Source organism: Methylobacterium sp. yr668 (genome assembly GCF_900116245.1).
GTDB lineage: Bacteria > Pseudomonadota > Alphaproteobacteria > Rhizobiales > Beijerinckiaceae > Methylobacterium.
The window spans coordinates 1-14739 of sequence record NZ_FOZY01000028.1 but is presented as its reverse complement, the minus strand read 5'-3'; the positions used below and the strand labels follow the sequence as shown (position 1 = coordinate 14739).

At 71.5% G+C, this 14739-nt stretch carries 15 protein-coding genes; 6 read left to right on the top strand and 9 right to left on the bottom strand.

What is annotated here, in order from left to right; translation table 11 throughout:
* Positions 1-33 precede the first annotated feature (33 nt).
* The gene (locus BM419_RS25095; protein WP_091928016.1) at positions 34-459 is read right to left on the bottom strand and encodes a Ros/MucR family transcriptional regulator; all 426 of its coding nucleotides are present in this window, start codon (positions 457-459) and stop codon (positions 34-36) included.
* 473 nt (positions 460-932) lie between these two features.
* Here BM419_RS25095 and BM419_RS25090 point away from each other — a divergent pair, with 473 nt between their 5' ends.
* Entirely contained in the window at positions 933-1634 is a 702-nt protein-coding gene (locus tag BM419_RS25090) for a GntR family transcriptional regulator (RefSeq protein WP_020093119.1), read from the top strand.
* A 10-nt stretch (positions 1635-1644) separates the two neighbouring features.
* Here the strand turns inward: BM419_RS25090 and BM419_RS25085 are convergent, their stop codons facing one another.
* Positions 1645-2061 (bottom strand): nuclear transport factor 2 family protein, encoded by a 417-nt coding sequence (locus BM419_RS25085; RefSeq protein ID WP_091928015.1) that lies wholly within the window; start codon positions 2059-2061, stop codon positions 1645-1647.
* Positions 2062-2257: 196 nt separating this feature from the next.
* Here BM419_RS25085 and BM419_RS25080 point away from each other — a divergent pair, with 196 nt between their 5' ends.
* The 4 genes from BM419_RS25080 to BM419_RS25065 are packed head-to-tail and all read left to right on the top strand — an operon-like array spanning position 2258 to position 7692.
* Positions 2258-3439, top strand: a complete 1182-nt coding sequence (locus BM419_RS25080) for an ABC transporter substrate-binding protein (protein WP_091928014.1) — start codon at positions 2258-2260, stop codon at positions 3437-3439.
* A gap of 8 nt (positions 3440-3447) precedes the next feature.
* Positions 3448-4317, top strand: coding sequence for a branched-chain amino acid ABC transporter permease (locus tag BM419_RS25075; protein ID WP_091928013.1), 870 nt, complete (start codon positions 3448-3450; stop codon positions 4315-4317).
* A gap of 4 nt (positions 4318-4321) precedes the next feature.
* Positions 4322-6790, top strand: coding sequence for a branched-chain amino acid ABC transporter ATP-binding protein/permease (locus BM419_RS25070; RefSeq protein ID WP_091928012.1), 2469 nt, complete (start codon positions 4322-4324; stop codon positions 6788-6790).
* Between the two features lie 11 nt (positions 6791-6801).
* Entirely contained in the window at positions 6802-7692 is an 891-nt protein-coding gene (locus tag BM419_RS25065) for a polysaccharide deacetylase family protein (RefSeq protein WP_091928011.1), read from the top strand.
* 34 nt (positions 7693-7726) lie between these two features.
* Here the strand turns inward: BM419_RS25065 and BM419_RS25060 are convergent, their stop codons facing one another.
* The 5 genes from BM419_RS25060 to solA all read right to left on the bottom strand — a co-directional run bounded on the left by BM419_RS25060 (position 7727) and on the right by solA (position 12223).
* Positions 7727-8506, bottom strand: coding sequence for an amino acid ABC transporter ATP-binding protein (locus BM419_RS25060; RefSeq protein ID WP_042674771.1), 780 nt, complete (start codon positions 8504-8506; stop codon positions 7727-7729).
* 4 nt (positions 8507-8510) lie between these two features.
* A complete protein-coding gene (locus BM419_RS25055) occupies positions 8511-9362 on the bottom strand; it encodes an amino acid ABC transporter permease (protein ID WP_091928010.1) in 852 nt (283 codons plus the stop codon).
* The gene (locus BM419_RS25050) at positions 9359-10108 is read right to left on the bottom strand and encodes an amino acid ABC transporter permease (RefSeq protein ID WP_091928009.1); all 750 of its coding nucleotides are present in this window, start codon (positions 10106-10108) and stop codon (positions 9359-9361) included. The genes BM419_RS25055 and BM419_RS25050 overlap by 4 nt, the downstream gene beginning before the upstream one ends.
* Before the next feature lie 37 nt (positions 10109-10145).
* Positions 10146-10988 carry a transporter substrate-binding domain-containing protein gene (locus BM419_RS25045; protein ID WP_020093110.1) on the bottom strand — a complete coding sequence of 281 codons (843 nt, stop codon included), beginning with the start codon at positions 10986-10988 and terminating at the stop codon, positions 10146-10148.
* Between the two features lie 71 nt (positions 10989-11059).
* Positions 11060-12223, bottom strand: coding sequence for an N-methyl-L-tryptophan oxidase (gene solA, locus BM419_RS25040; RefSeq protein WP_091928053.1), 1164 nt, complete (start codon positions 12221-12223; stop codon positions 11060-11062).
* 203 nt (positions 12224-12426) lie between these two features.
* On the opposite strand from solA, the gene BM419_RS25035 reads away from it, so the two are divergent.
* Positions 12427-13383, top strand: coding sequence for a GlxA family transcriptional regulator (locus BM419_RS25035; protein ID WP_091928008.1), 957 nt, complete (start codon positions 12427-12429; stop codon positions 13381-13383).
* A gap of 24 nt (positions 13384-13407) precedes the next feature.
* Here BM419_RS25035 and eutC read toward each other — a convergent pair whose 3' ends face one another.
* Together eutC and eutB are read right to left on the bottom strand one after the other, a co-directional pair.
* Positions 13408-14187 (bottom strand): ethanolamine ammonia-lyase subunit EutC, encoded by a 780-nt coding sequence (gene eutC, locus BM419_RS25030; protein WP_091928007.1) that lies wholly within the window; start codon positions 14185-14187, stop codon positions 13408-13410.
* A partial coding sequence (gene eutB, locus BM419_RS25025) for an ethanolamine ammonia-lyase subunit EutB (protein ID WP_175556370.1) occupies positions 14184-14739 on the bottom strand: 556 nt, incomplete at its 5' end. The genes eutC and eutB, both read right to left, overlap by 4 nt.

Below are 14739 nucleotides of genomic sequence, written 5' to 3'. Positions count from 1 at the left end.
GCGGCGAACCGCTTCGGACGCGATTGAGAGGGCCTAGCCCGCCCTGTGTCGCAGCTGCAGCGATCGCGCGATCTCCGAGCGCTTGGCGGCGTAACCCGGAGCCACCATCGGATAGTCGCGCGGCAGTCCGTACTTGGCGCGATACTCTTCCGGTGTCAGCCCGTAAGCCGTCAGGTGACGCTTGAGCGTCTTGTAGGACCTGCCGTCGATGAAGCTGATCAGGCCCTCGGCCTGGATGGACGCGCGGATCTCCCGCGCGGTGGCGGCCTCGGGCGTCGCGACCGCGCGCGCCGGTCCCGCGCTGATCTGGCTAAGCATTTCGTACGTACTGGCTAAAATCTCACAGAGTTGGACAGGGGATACCGGATTCCGGATCACGTAGGCGCAGACGATCTTGATTGAATTTCTCAAGGACGAGTCAGAAATTTCTCCCGCACCGACACCAACCTCAGGTAGCATACCTGCCATTCTCCCTCTAAACGCACCTCATGAGAGTTGTATATCAATTTTCGCATGTCAATCCTTCATCTTGATTGAGCTTCAAAAAAGAACATCGTGACCACTATTCTACTTATAGAAACAGTGGCTACAAAATTTCTCAACCAGAAAGTGGCTCCATCCTCCCCGCTGATCTGGGTACCGAACAGGTTGCTGGACTGGATCTGCGACACGTCCGTGGCGGCGACTTTGTCGGAAGCGGTCGCGCCAGTCCCGCACGGGACGCCCACGGACGCGGATGGAAGCGCGATCGGCGGAGTTCGCGCACGGCGGACGGTCGCCAACCACGCTGGCGCGACCGTTGCACCTCGGGTCCCAGGTCTGCGAAGAGCCCAGCCGGCACGGGACCGGATGCGGGGCGCCGGATCGCGTCGAGAGAGGATCATGACGGATCAATCCGCACGGACACGGGCGACAGAGTCCGGACGCCGTCCATGAAGGCGGGAGACGAGGGCGATCGCGTCGGAGCGATCTGCCAGGCCCTGAGGCGGGCCATCGTGGAACGGGCGCTCGCCCCCGGCGACCGATTGCCGGAGGACGCCCTCGGCGAGCGGTTCGGGGTGAGCCGCACCATCGCCCGGCAGGCCCTGCTGCGGCTGGCCGGGGAAGGCTTGGTCGATCTGCGCCGCAACCGCATCGCCGTCGTAGCGACGCCGAGCTGGGAGGAGGCGCGCGACACCTTCGACGTGCGCCTCGGCCTGGAGCGGCTCGTGGTCCGCCGCCTCGCCGGGCGGCTCAGCGCGGAGCAGCGTCAGGTCCTGCTGGACCAGATCGCGCGCGAGGAGGCCGCACGGGGCGGCCCCGAGGCGCTGTCGATCCGGCTCGCGACGGAGTTTCACCTGATGCTCGCCGAGATGACCGGCAGCGCCGTGCTGATCCGGTACGTCGCGGAACTCGGCTATCGCTGCGCCCTGATCCTGTCCCTCTACAGCCGGCCGCATTCCTCGGACTGCGCCGTGAGCGAACACCGCGACATCGTCGCCGCCCTGGTCTCGGGCGATGCCGAGCGCGCCGCCGCGCTCATGGACCACCACCTCGACGCCGTCGCCGACCGGGCGCGGATCGTGCCCCCGGCCCCGCGCGAGCGCGATCTGGCACGCCTGCTGGCGCCCTACGTCGCGGGCGGCGGGGCCTGAGCCCGCCGCGTCAGGCCGTCAGGCCGTGCTTCGTCAGCAGGCGCTCGGCGCTGTCGTTCCAGACCTCCATGCCGACGATCAGCCCGTCGCGCACGGTGAAGCGGTCGACGTAGCGGTTGCCCTCGAAGGGCGTGCCGTCCGGCCACGCGCCGTACAGGGTCCCGAGGCTGTAGACCGTGGTGACGCCGTCGCCCGGCACCACGTCCAGCCGCTCCATCCGCTTCTTCACCCAGGCGTAGCGGCCGGCATTGAAGGCCGTGACCTCGGACGGATGATTGAAGACCCGCGCCCCGGTGAACACGATCCGGGTGCCCGGCGCCATGTAGCGCGCGGCCGTCTCGGGATCGGGCACCATCGAGGCCTCGAGATAGGCGGTCACGTTGCCGGCGTCGCGCGCGGTCGCCGCGCTGTGGGTCACGTCAGTCATGCAGGCCTCCTGTCGGCCCAACGTGCCGCAAAAGGCCGGCCCGTGCATGCAGGAAGTGTATGCACTTTGACGCCAGATTGAGCACAGATTGCCTCCGACGATACAGGCACCGGTCTGTGCAGCGGCCGAAGCGGCCAATTCCTGGTGGCATGGAGGTTGCGCAAAGCAGGCTGCGCCCCGCTCCCGGAGACACGCCATGGCCTCCTTCCTGCCCCCGACCCTGCGCCGCTTCGCGGTGACGACGAGCGCCCTGCTCGGCCTCGCCGTCTCGACCGCGCAGGCGGCCGACACCGTCAAGATCGGCCTCGTGACCGCCCTGAGCGGCCAGTCCGCGAAATCCGGCGAGGCGATCTCCCGCGGGATCGGGCTCGCCATCGACGAGATCAACGCCAAGGGCGGCGTCCTCGGGCGTCCCCTCGAGCTCGTGGCCCGCGACGACGAGGCCAACCCGTCCAAGGGCGTGCTGGCGACCCGCGAGTTGATCCAGCGGGTCGGCGTCGTCGCGGTGGTCGGCGGCCTCGACACGCCGGTCTCGATGGCGATCGTGCCGATCGCCAACCAGATGAAGGTGCCGTTCATCGGCCCCTGGGCGGCCGGCACCGGCATCACCCGCAACGGCGCCGCCGACAACTACGCCTTCCGCGTCTCCGCGGTCGACGCCCTCGTCGACGAGGCGCTGGTCGCCTACGCGGTGAAGACCTACGGGGCGAAGAAGCCCGGGATGATCCTCGTCAACAACGCCTGGGGCGAGTCGAACCAGAAGGGACTCAAGGACGCCCTGCAGGCGGCCAACCTCCCGGCGGCGGGCATCGAGAAGTACGAGGCCAACGACGTCGACATGGTGCCCCAGCTGTCCCGGCTGAAGGAGGCCGGGGCCGACGCGCTGTTCCTCGTCGGCAATGTCGGCCCCTCGGCCCAGGTGGTGAAGTCCCTCGACCGGATGGGCTGGTCGGTGCCGGTCGTCTCGCACTGGGGTCCGGCGGGCGGCCGTTTCGACGAGCTCGCGGGCCCGAGCGCCGGGAAGGTCCACTTCATCCAGACCTTCACCTTCGCGGGCAACACGTCGCCGAAGGCGAGCGCGGTCCTCGACGCGCTCAAGGCCAAGTACCCGGCGATCAAGTCGATGGCCGACGTCACCCCCGCCGTCGGCATCGCCAACGCCTACGACGCGACGCACCTGCTGGCGCTCGCCATCCAGGCCGCCGGCTCCACCGAGGGCCCGAAGGTCCGCGACGGCTTCTACAAGATCGGCACCTATCCGGGCCTGATCAAAACCTACGCCACGCCCTTCGCGCCCGGCCAGCACGACGCGCTCGGCCCGAACGACTACGTGTTCACCCGCTTCAAGGACGGTGAGATCGTCGCGGTGACCAACTGAGCCCGGCGATGCTGACCTCCATCCTCGTCAGCGGCCTCGGCCTCGGCAGCATGTACGGGCTCGTGGCCCTGGGCTTCCACGTGACCTACGCGGTGTCGGGGACCGTGAACTTCGCGCAGGGGAGCGTCGTCACCCTGGGCGCGGTCCTGGCCTACGCGCTCGGCGTCACCCTCGGCTGGCCGATGCCGGCCGCGATCGTCCTGGCGCTCGCCGGCTGCGCCCTGTTCGGCCTCGTGGTCGAGCTGGCGCTGGTCCGCCCGTTCGTCGCGCGCGGCTCGGACGCGTGGCTCCTGGCGACGGTGGCGGGCGGCATCGTGCTCGACAACACCGTGCTGTTCACCTTCGGCAAGGAGCCGCGCAGCCTGCCCTCGCCGCTGGCCACGAAGCCGGTGGAGATCCTCGGGACCGGCATCTACCCGCTGCAGCTCGTGATCCCGGTGGTCGGGATCGCGCTCGCCTTCGCGATCCGCACGGTGTTCCGCCGGACCGATCTCGGCCGCGTCCTGCTCGCCGTGGCGCAGAACGCCGACGCCGCCCGGCTGATGGGGATCGACGTGCGCCGCACCGTGGCCCGCGCCTTCGCGCTCTCGGCGGTGCTCGCCGGCATCGCGGGCCTGCTGATCGCGCCGCTGTTTTCGGTCTCGGCCGAGCTCGGCACGCTGTTCGGCATCAAGGCCTTCGCGGTCGCGATCCTCGGCGGCATCGGTTCCGCCACCGGGGTGATCCTGGCGGGGCTGCTCTACGGCCTCGTCGAGGCCGGCGTCACCGCGACCCTGGGCTCGACCTACACGCAGCTCGTGGTGTTCTCGGTGATCATCCTGGCCCTCACCCTGCGCCCCGACGGCCTGCTCGGCCGCGCCGCGGTCAACAAGGTCTGACGCGATGCCGTACCTGCGCTCAGGCCCGGCGATGCGGCTCGGCATCGCCGGCCTCACCGCCGCCGCGCTCGGCCTCGTGGCGCTGACCGCCGGCTACAGCCACTTCGTGATCGCCCTCGTGGCGCTGACCACGGTGGCGGGCGTCGGCCTCAACGTGCTCCTCGGCCTGACCGGGCTGATCTCCTTCGGCCAGGCCGGCTTCTACGCGATCGGCGCCTACGCGAGCGCGATCCTGACGCTCCACGGCGTCAGCTTCTGGCTGGCGCTCCCGGCGGCGGCCCTGATCGCGGCGCTCGTCGGCGGCCTCGTGGCAGTGCCGGCGATGCGGGTGAAGGGCCCCTACCTCGCCATGCTGACGATCGCCTTCGGCTTCATCGTCGAGCACGGGCTGATCGAGGGCGGCGAGCTGACCGGCGGCCAGAACGGCCTCGTTGTGACCGACGCGCCGAGCCTCCTCGGCGAGCCGCTCTCGCCGGCCGGCCTCGCGGTGCTGGCGGTGCTCGCCGCCGGGGCGAGCCTCGCCGGGTTCGACGTCCTCGCCCGCAGCCGCCTCGGCCGGGCTATGCGCGCCGTGCGCGACGCCGACGTCGCCGCGGCGGCTCTGGGCTTCGACCCGGTCCGGGTGAAGACCCTGGCCTTCGCGATCTCCGCCGCCCTGACCGGCCTCGCGGGCGCGATCCTGCCGCCGCTGATGCTGTTCATCGCGCCGAGCTCGTTCCCGTTCTCGCAGTCGATCCTGTTCGTCCTCTCGGTGGTCGTCGGCGGCGCCGGAACGGTGCTCGGCCCGCTCCTCGGGGCCCTCGTCACCGTGCTGCTGCCGGAGGCGCTGTCCGGCCTCGCCGAGTACCGCCTGCTGTTCTTCGGCGTCGCGACCCTGGCGGTGCTGTGGCTGGTGCCCTCGGGGCTGGTCGGCAGCCTCGCCCGGCTGCTGCCCCGAGGCCGCGACGAGGCGGCCGCCCCGGAGAGCGGGGAGGTACCGCTGCCCGGCACGGCGGCGCGCGAGGCCCTCGTCCTCGACGGCGTCGGCATCCGCTTCGGCGGCATCACGGCGGCGGACGGCGTCGACCTCACGGCGCGGCCGGCGGCCGTCACCAGCGTGATCGGCCCGAACGGGGCCGGCAAGACCACCGTGCTCAACATGGTCTCGGGCTTCTACCGCCCGAGCGCCGGGGCGATCCGGCTGGGCGGGCGCGACCTCGCCGGTCGGCCGGCCCACGTCGTCGCCCGCGCCGGCATCGCGCGCACCTACCAGACCACGCGCCTGTTCGGCTCGCTCCCGGTGGCCGACAACGTCGCCCTCGGCCTCGCGCCGGGCCGGCTGTGGCGCCGCGCGCGGGCGCGGGACCGCGCGACGGCCGCCGCGCTCCTCGCCTTCGTCGGCTACCGGGGCGCCCTCGACCGCCCGGCCGCCGAGCTGCCCCACGTCGACCGGCGCCTCGTGGAGATCGCCCGGGCGCTCGCCGGCAGCCCCGCGGTGCTGCTCCTCGACGAGCCCGCCGCCGGCCTGTCGCGGGCCGACACCGACCGGCTGGCCCGGCTGATCCGCCGGATCGCCGACAGCGGCGTCGCGGTGGTGCTGGTCGAGCACGACATGCCGCTGGTGATGGGCATCTCCGACCACATCCTCGTCATGGATGCCGGCCGCCCGATCGCGCGCGGCACGCCCGCCGAGATCCGGCGCGACCCGGCGGTGCTGCGCGCGTATCTCGGCGGCGCCGACACCCCGGCTCGGCCGCGGAGCGCGCCGTGGCAGGGGCCGGCCGACGCCGTCCTCTCGGTCCTCGACCTGACCGCCGGCTACGGCGCCGCGCCCGTCCTCGACGGCGTCCATCTCGACGTGCGGCCCGGCGAGACCGTCGCGCTTCTGGGCGCGAACGGGGCCGGCAAGTCCACGGCGATGCGGGCGCTGGCGGGGCTGCTGCGCCCGGTCGCGGGATCGGTCGTGTTCGAAGACCGCCGCATCGAGGCGCTCCCCGCCCACCGGATCGCCCGCGGCGGGCTCGTGCTGGTGCCGGAGGGCCGGCAGGTCTTCCCGGAGCTCACCGTCGTCGAGAACATCCGCCTCGGCGCCTTCGGGCGCGGGTCGCCGATCGACCCTGCCGAGGTGGAGCGCCTGCTCGACCGGTTCCCGCGGCTGCGCGACCGGGCGGCGAGCCGGGCGGGCCTGCTCTCCGGCGGCGAGCAGCAGATGCTGGCCATCGCCCGCGGGTTGATGGCGCACCCGCGCATCCTGCTCCTCGACGAGCCGTCGCTCGGCCTCGCCCCGGCGATGATCAACGCCCTCTACGCGACCGTGGCCGAGCTGCGCGACGAGGGCGTCACCATCCTGATCGTGGACCAGATGGCGGCGCTGGCCCTCACGGTCGCCGACCGCGGCTACGTGCTGGAGCAGGGCCGGGTCGTCGCGCGCGGAACCGCCGCGGAGCTGTCGGCGGACAAGGGGCTGGAAGCGGCCTATCTCGGTGCGGCGTAACGGGGGCTCTGATGGACACGAATGCCGGACACGGTCGCTACGGCTACAGCGCCCTCCCCGACCGCCCGGTCTACGACTGGCCGGAGGGCAAGCGGCTGGCCGTCTATGTCGGGCTGAACCTCGAGACCTTCGCGTTCGGCGAGGGCCTGGGTGCCGAGCTGGCGCCCGGCGGCCCGCAGCCGGACGTGCTCAACTACGCGTGGCGCGACTGGGGCAACCGGGTCGGCGCGTGGCGGATCGCCGAGATGCTGGACACTCTGGCGATGCCGGCGAGCGTGCTCGTCAACAGCAACCTCTACCGGGACTGCCCCGGGCTGATCGAGGCGTTCCGGGCGCGGGGCGACGAGATCGTCGGCCACGGACGCACCAACGCCGAGCGGCAAGGCACCCTCGACGAGGACGCGGAGCGGGCCCTGATCGCCGAGACGACCCGCGAGATCGCCGCGCGGGAGGGCCGCCCCCCCGCCGGGTGGCTCGGGCCGTGGATCTCGCAGTCGCGGGTGACGCCCGATCTCCTCGCCGAGGCCGGGTACCGCTACCTGCTCGACTGGGACCACGACGACCAGCCGACCTGGTTCAAGACCCGCGGCGGCGGCCGCATCCTGACGGTGCCCTACCCGCAGGAACTCAACGACATCCCCGCCATCGTCGCCCGCAAGGAGACGGGCCGCCAGTTCGCCGAAGCCATCGTCGACGCCTTCGACGAGATGCTGGAGCAGGCGCAGGCCGCGCCCCTGGTCATGGGCCTCGCGCTCCATCCCTACATCGTCGGGCGCCCGCACCGGTTGCGGCCCCTGCGGCGGGCGCTCCAGCACATCGCCGACCGGCGCGACGACATCTGGCTCACCACCGCCGGGGCGATCGCCGACCACATCGTGGCGCGGGAGGCCGGGCCGCGCTGACGCGGTCCGGACCCCAGGCCCGGACCGAAGGGCCTCAGAGCACCTGCGACAGGAACCGGCGCGTGCGCTCGTCCTGGGCGGAGGCGAAGAAGGTCGCGGGCGGGCCGTGCTCGACGATGACGCCGCGGTCGGTGAAGTAAATGTGGTCGGCGACGTCGCGGGCGAAGTTCATCTCGTGCGTGACGAGCATGCAGGTCATGCCCTCCTCGGCGAGTTCCCGGATCGTCACCAGCACCTCCTTGACCGTCTCCGGATCGAGGGCGGCGGTGACCTCGTCGAACAGCATCACGTCCGGCCGCATCGCCAGCGAGCGGGCGATGGCCACGCGCTGCTGCTGGCCGCCCGACAACTCGCCCGGATAGGCGTTCTCCTTGCCGGCGAGCCGGACCTTGGCGAGGAGCGCCCGCGCCCGGGCCTCGACCTCGCGCTTCTCCTGTCCGAGGACGTGGATGGGGGCCATCATCACGTTCTGCAGCGCGGTCTTGTGTGGGAACAAGTTGTACTGCTGGAACACCATGCCGACCTTGCGGCGCAGCGCCAGCTTGTCGAGCCGCGGATCGGTCACCTCGATCCCCTCGACCTGGATCGAGCCCGCGCTCACCGGCACCAGGGCGTTGACGCAGCGGATCAGCGTCGACTTGCCCGAGCCCGAGGGACCGATAATGCAGACGACCTCGCCCTTGCGGACGTCGAAGCTGATCCCCTTCAGCACCTCGAACGTCCCGAAGGATTTGTGCACGTCGACGACGCGGACGATCGGCTGATCGGGGGTCCAGCTCGGGGACGGGGTGGCGGCCAGGGTCGCGCGCGTCATGGTCTCAGCGGGTCTCGAAGCGGCGTTCCAGGGCGGCGGTGAACCGGTCGATCGGGTAGCAGTAGAGGAAGAAGCAGAGCAGCGCGAAGCCGTAGAGCGGCGCGAACAGCTCGGGGCGGCCGCCCTCGGCGGCGTGCACCTGCGCGGTCAGCGTCAGCATCTCGGTGACGCCGACGATGGAGGCCTGCACGGTGGCCATCGCGATGAGCGAGTAGACGTTCATCCAGGGCGGCAGCATGCGCTTCGCGCACTGGGGCAAGATGATGCGCCACATCGTCTGGCGCCGGGTGAAGGCCAGGGATTCGGCGGCCTCCCACTGGGTGTTGGGCACCGAGCGCACCGCGCCGCGGACGATCTCGGCGACGTTGGCCATGACCGGCAGGCTGAAACCGAAGGTCGCCTTGACCCAGTCGGGCAGCGGCACGCGGACACCGAACACCGTGACCTGGAACGGGACCAGGAACATCACGAAGAACAGCAGGACCAGCCAGGGCACGTTGCGGAAGACCTGCGTGGCGCACCACGCGAGGCGGGGCAGGATCCGCCCCTCGGCCAGCATGGCCAGCCCGAGCCCGATGCCCGCCACCGTGCCGATCGCCATCGCCATCAGCGAGATCGCGACGTTGAAGGCGAAGCCCGTGAGCAGGAGGGGCGCCCACTTGATCACGACCTCCAGCGGCGACAGCGCGGCGACCCCGCCCTGCGCCCAGGCCGGGACGGCGACGAGGGCGAGCCCGGTGAGCAGCCAGAGATGCGCCGGGCGCAGGCGCGCCGCCGCGCGGTCCTTCGGGAGCGCGAACGGCAGGAGCACCGGCAGGTCCCCCGGTCGCCCGCCCCGCGGATCGGCGGCGTTCATCGGCCGTATCCCGGGATGCGCAGGGCGCGTTCCCAGCGGTGCATGATCCAGACGAGCACGCCGACGAGGATCGCGTAGGTCGCGAGCAGCACCAGCATCATCTCCAGCACGTTCTGCGACTCGGACCAGATCTGCTTGACCGCGTACAGCGTCTCCGGGACAGCGATGGCGTAGGCCAGCGTGGTGGTCTTGAGGAGGTTGATCAGGTTGTTGTTGAGCGCCGGCAGGCAGACGCGCAGGGCCAGCGGCAGGACGACGTACCGGTAGGCCTTGAAGCGGGTATAGCCCAGGGCCTCCGCGGCCTCGACCGTGGTCCGCGGCACGGCCTCGATGCCGGAGCGGAAGATCTCCACGTTGAACGCGCCCGCGAACAGCGAAAGCGAGATGATCGCCCACTGGACATTGTTGAGGATCGGCGCGCGCAGGCCGTCGGCCGAGCGGATGTCCGGGAGCAGCGTCCCGAGGCCGAAATAGAAGAAGAAGATCTGCACGAGCGGCGGCGTGTTGCGGAAGACCACCACGAAGCCGTTGACCAGCGCCCGCAGGACGCGCGACGGCCCGCTCTGCATGAGCGCGCCGACGGCGCCGATGACGAGGCTCGCCAGGATCGTGCTGATCCCGAGGAGCAGCGTCATCCGCAGGCCGGCCACGTACCGGTCCCAGTCGTAGGGATCGTAGAAGACCGTGAAGTTGAAGCCCGTGGTCTCGTAGAGCTGCTGGAACCACGCCTGGATCGTGGCGATCATCGCGGGCGATCGCCCGGCTTCGTAGTGCAGGCGCGCATCAGTTGGTCGCGTTCTTGTACTTCTCGTGCATCGCCTTCGAGTAAGCGGTCGGCTCGATGCCCCACTTCTTCTCCTCGTTGACGATGAAGCCGGTCTTCATCCAATCCTTGGTGGCGTCCTCGACCGCGGCCTGGAGCGTGGTGTTGCCCTGCGCCACCGCCATCATCCACGGGGCGTCGAGGATACCCTTGAGCGGCAGCGCGTAGTTGGCCTTCCAGTCGTCGTCGAGCAGCTTACCCTGCAGCATGCTCTGGTCGTAGACGTAGCCGATGCAGTTGCCCTGCTTGAGCGCGAAGAGCGGCTTCTCGGACCCGTCGAAGGCGACGATCTCGGCCCCGTAGGTCCGCGCGACGTCCTTGTTGTACCAAGCGCCCGAGGTGGCGCAGAGCGGCTTGCCTTTGAGCTGCGCCCAGTCGGTGATGCCGGACGACTTGGGCAGCAGGACGTTCACGAAGTCAGAATAGTAGTTCGGGTCGATCGCCTGCACCACGCGGCGGCGCTCTGGCTTGTCCGACAGGGTGGCGATCAGCAGATCGACCTTGCCCTGCTGCAGGAACTCGATCCGGTTGGCCGAGACGACCGGCACGAGCTCGAGCTTCACGCCGAGCCGCTTGGCGAGGTCGGCGGCGAGGTCGGGCTCCAGGCCGATGATGGTCCCGCTCGGGTCGCGGAAGCCGAACGGCTTGTAATCCGCCTTCACGCCGACGATCAGCGTTCCGCGCTTCTTGATCGCGTCGACGCCGTCGGCGGCCGTGGCCCGGCCGGGCAGCGCGACGGTCGAGAACGCCGCGAGCGCGGCCAGCGCACCGGTGGTCAGAAGGGTGCGGACGGTGAGACGCATCGGATCTTTCCTGCTCGGGTCGACGGATCTTGGCATGGTTTCAAGCAATCCACGAGCCATTGGCCGGCGCATCAACTGAAACGTGCCAGAGCGAAGGGCTTGAGATCGACGGTGCTACCGGTCCCAGCCAGCTCCGCGGCGACGGCCTCGCCGATGCCGGCCGAGTGCTTGAAGCCGTGCCCCGAGCAGGCGGAGACGACCAGGACCCGCTCCATCGCGGGATGCCGGTCGATGATGAAGCCGCGGTCGGGGGTCACCGTGTAGACGCAGGCGGCGGCCTGGACGACCTCCGGGGTCGCGCCGGCCAGCCGGTTCGCGACGCGCAGCCGGTACATGTCGTCGGATTCCGACGGATCGACGCGGCGCTCCACCCCGTCGGCGGTGGTGGTGGTGCTGTACTGCTCCGTCGCGACCTTGATGGACCCGTCCAGCGGCGGGAAGCCGTAGAGGTATTCCGTGTCGCTCGTCCCGTACATCCAGATGAAGACCGGCGCGTGTGGCCCGTAGGCGGTCTCGTCCGCGAGCGCGTACCAGTGCAGCAGTTGGCGACGGACGGTCAGGAGCCGGTCGAAGGGGCCCCCGAGCAGGGGGGCCGTCCAGGCGCCCGCGGCCACGACGGCGCGGTCGGCCAGGATGGTCTCCTCCGCCGTCTCGATGCGGACGCCGCTCCCGTCCTGCTGCAGCCCGACCACCGTGCAGTTGGTGCGGATCTCGGCGCCCGCGGCACCCGCGCGGCCGAGCTGCGCCGCGAGGCAGCGCTCCGGGAACACGTAGCCGCCGCCCGGCTCGTAATAGGCCTTCTCGTCGCCCGCGAGGTTCAGGAATTGCGGGAAGCGGCGGGCCACCTCCGCCCCTGTCAGCACCTCGTGGACGATGCCGGCGCCCTCCGCGGCGCTGATGGACCGGCCCACGAAGTCCGGTTTGCCGTGGTGCGAGGAGACGCCGTGGCCCGGGGCCATGACGAGCGCCCCGCAGGCGTTCAGCAGGGTCTCGCCCGTCTCGGCCTCCAGCTCGCGCCAGATGCGGTGCGAGGCGGTGACGAAGGGGACGTAGTCGGCGCCCTCACCGACCGCCTGACGGGTGATCCGCGTCTCGCCGTGGCTCGACCCGAGCGCGTGGGGCGGCGCGAAGCGGTCGAGCCCGATGACCGCGGCGCCCCGCTTCGCCAGCTGGTAGAGCGCGGCGCTGCCCATCGCGCCGAGACCCAGCACGGCGACGTCGTAGCGGCGGCTCACGGCCGACACTCCCGCTCGCTTCCGGGACGGGCCGCCGCGGCGGCGCGGAACGGAGGAAGATCGGCAGGTCGAGGCATCCGGAAGCGATCTCGCGCGGGACGGGGTAACGGCACACAGCATGATCAATGCCGAGGCGGGCGTTTGACTGAAACGGACGGTTTCCTGCACGTTTGAGCCATCGAGGAGCGGAGGGGGCGTCCGAGATGGAGGCGGAGACCGGGGATCGCCCACAGGAGATCGGCTTCATCCTCGTGCCCGGCTTCGCGCTGCTGTCCTTCGCTTCGGGGTGCGAGCCGTTCCGGGCGGCCAACGAACTTGCCGGGCGGCCGCTCTACCGCCTGCGCTACTTCGGCGAGTCGGAGGGCCGGGTGGCCGCCTCGTCGGGCGCCGAGGTCCCCACCGAGGCGCTGCCGCGCCAGCGCGGCCACCTCCACACCCTCTTCGTCTGCGCGGGCGGCGAGCCGACCGAGTGGGACAGGCCCGAGATCCACGCGACCCTGCGGCGGATGGCCCGACTCGGCGTCCGCATCGGCGGCATCTCGGGCGGTCCCTACCTGATGGCCGAAGCGGGCCTGCTGGCCGATCGCGCGTTCACGCTCCACTGGGAATATGCCGGTGCCACGGTCGAGACCTTCCCGGAGGCGCGCCTGAGCCGGGCGCGCTACGTCGCCGACGGCGATCGCCTGACCTGCGGCGGCGGCGTCGCGCCCCTGGAGATGGCCCACGCCCTGATCGCCGAACGCATGGGCGAGGCCTTCGCCCGGCGCGTCTCCGACTGGTTCCTCCACACCGCCATCGGCGCCGCCGACGACCCGCAGCGGGCCTCCGCGGTCGAGCGATACGGAATCCACCATCCGGCTCTGCTGGCGGTCCTGGAGACGATGGAGAAGACCGTGGAGGCGCCGCTCGGCCGCCTCGCCATGGCGCGCCTCGCGGCGATAAGCCCGCGCCACCTCGACCGGCTGTTCCTCGACAAGCTCGGGCTCAGCTTCTCGGCCCAGTACAGGGCGATCCGCCTCGCCCACGGACGCCGCCTTCTGCGCCAGAGCCCGCTCAGGATCGGGGAGATCGCGACGGCCTGCGGCTTCACGAGCGCGGCCCATTTCGCCCGCTGCTACCGGTCCCAGTTCGGCTGCAGCCCGTCCGCGGAGCGCGCGTGACGTCCGCCCGGGTCGTCCGAGCGGTCAGTCCCGCGCGTCCGGCAGCGCCTTCGGGTCTGCGGGATCGTCCCGGCGCAGCGCGACGCCGCTGGTGCCCTGGGCCAGCATCGCCCGCAGCAGCGCCTCCATCTGCCCGGCGGCCGCCTCGACCGCCAGGCCGCCCTCCCGGATGTTCGAGATGCAGTTGCGCCGGGAATCGGGCAGCCCCGGCGCCGGGCCGTACGTGACGTAGCAGCCCAGGCTGTCGGAGGCCGACAGGCCCGGCCGCTCCCCGATCAGAACCACGACGCAGCGCGCCCCGAGTCGCGCCCCGATCGGATCGCCGATCGCTACACGTCCCTGGCTCGCGACGACCACCGGCGCGAGGCGCCAGCCGGCCCGCCGCACCCGCGCTGCCAGCGCCGCCGCCGCCGGGACCGCGTTCAGCGCGACCGCCGTCGCCGACAGCCCGTCCGCGATCACGATCGCCACGTCGAAGCCCGGCCCGTGCCCGTCGAGCACCGACCCGGATCCCGGATCGAGGGTGCGGCCCCTGTCCGGCCGGCGCAGGTACTCCGCCCGGTCGGCCACGGCGGAGCGGACCTCCACCGCGTCGAGGCCCTGCGCCCGCAGCCCTTCGCGGATCGCGGCCGCGTCGAGGGGCGTCCACACCGCCTCGCGGGCGCGGGCATGGTCGAGCCCGAAGGCGAGCGCCGCGCCGGTCGGCAGGCCAGCGCCGTGCGCGCCGAGCGCGATGCGCGCCTGGGTCAGGCCGCGCAGGTCGCGCAGCGTCGGGTGGCCCGGTCGGGCCGGCTCGCCGCTCATGCCGCCCGCCCGGGCAGGAGCCGGGACGCCTCCGCCAGGGCCGGGGGCAGCGCGCCCGTCGCGCTGGCCAGCCGGCCCTGCCCGTCCGTGATGCCCACGGCCCGCAGCCACGCCTCGAATTCCGGGGCCGGACGGCGACCCAGGGTCTCGCGGGCGTAGACCGCGTCGTGGTGCGACAATGACTGGTAGTTCAGCATCACGTCGTCCGCCCCCGGCACCGTGATGACGAAGTTGACCCCGGCCGCGCACAGCAGGGTCAGGAGCGCGTCCATGTCCTCGCCGTCGGCATCGGCGTGGTTGGTGTAGCAGACGTCCACGCCCATCGGCAGGCCGAGCAGCTTGCCGCAGAAGTGGTCCTCCAGCCCGGCGCGGATGATCTGCTTGCCGTCGTAGAGGTACTCGGGACCGATGAAGCCCACGACCGTGTTGACCAGCAGCGGGTCGAACTCCCGCGCCACCGCGTAGGCGCGCGCCTCCATGGTCTGCTGGTCGACGCCCCAGTGGGCGTCGGCCGAGAGCGCCGAGCCCTGGCCGGTCTCGAAGTACATGACC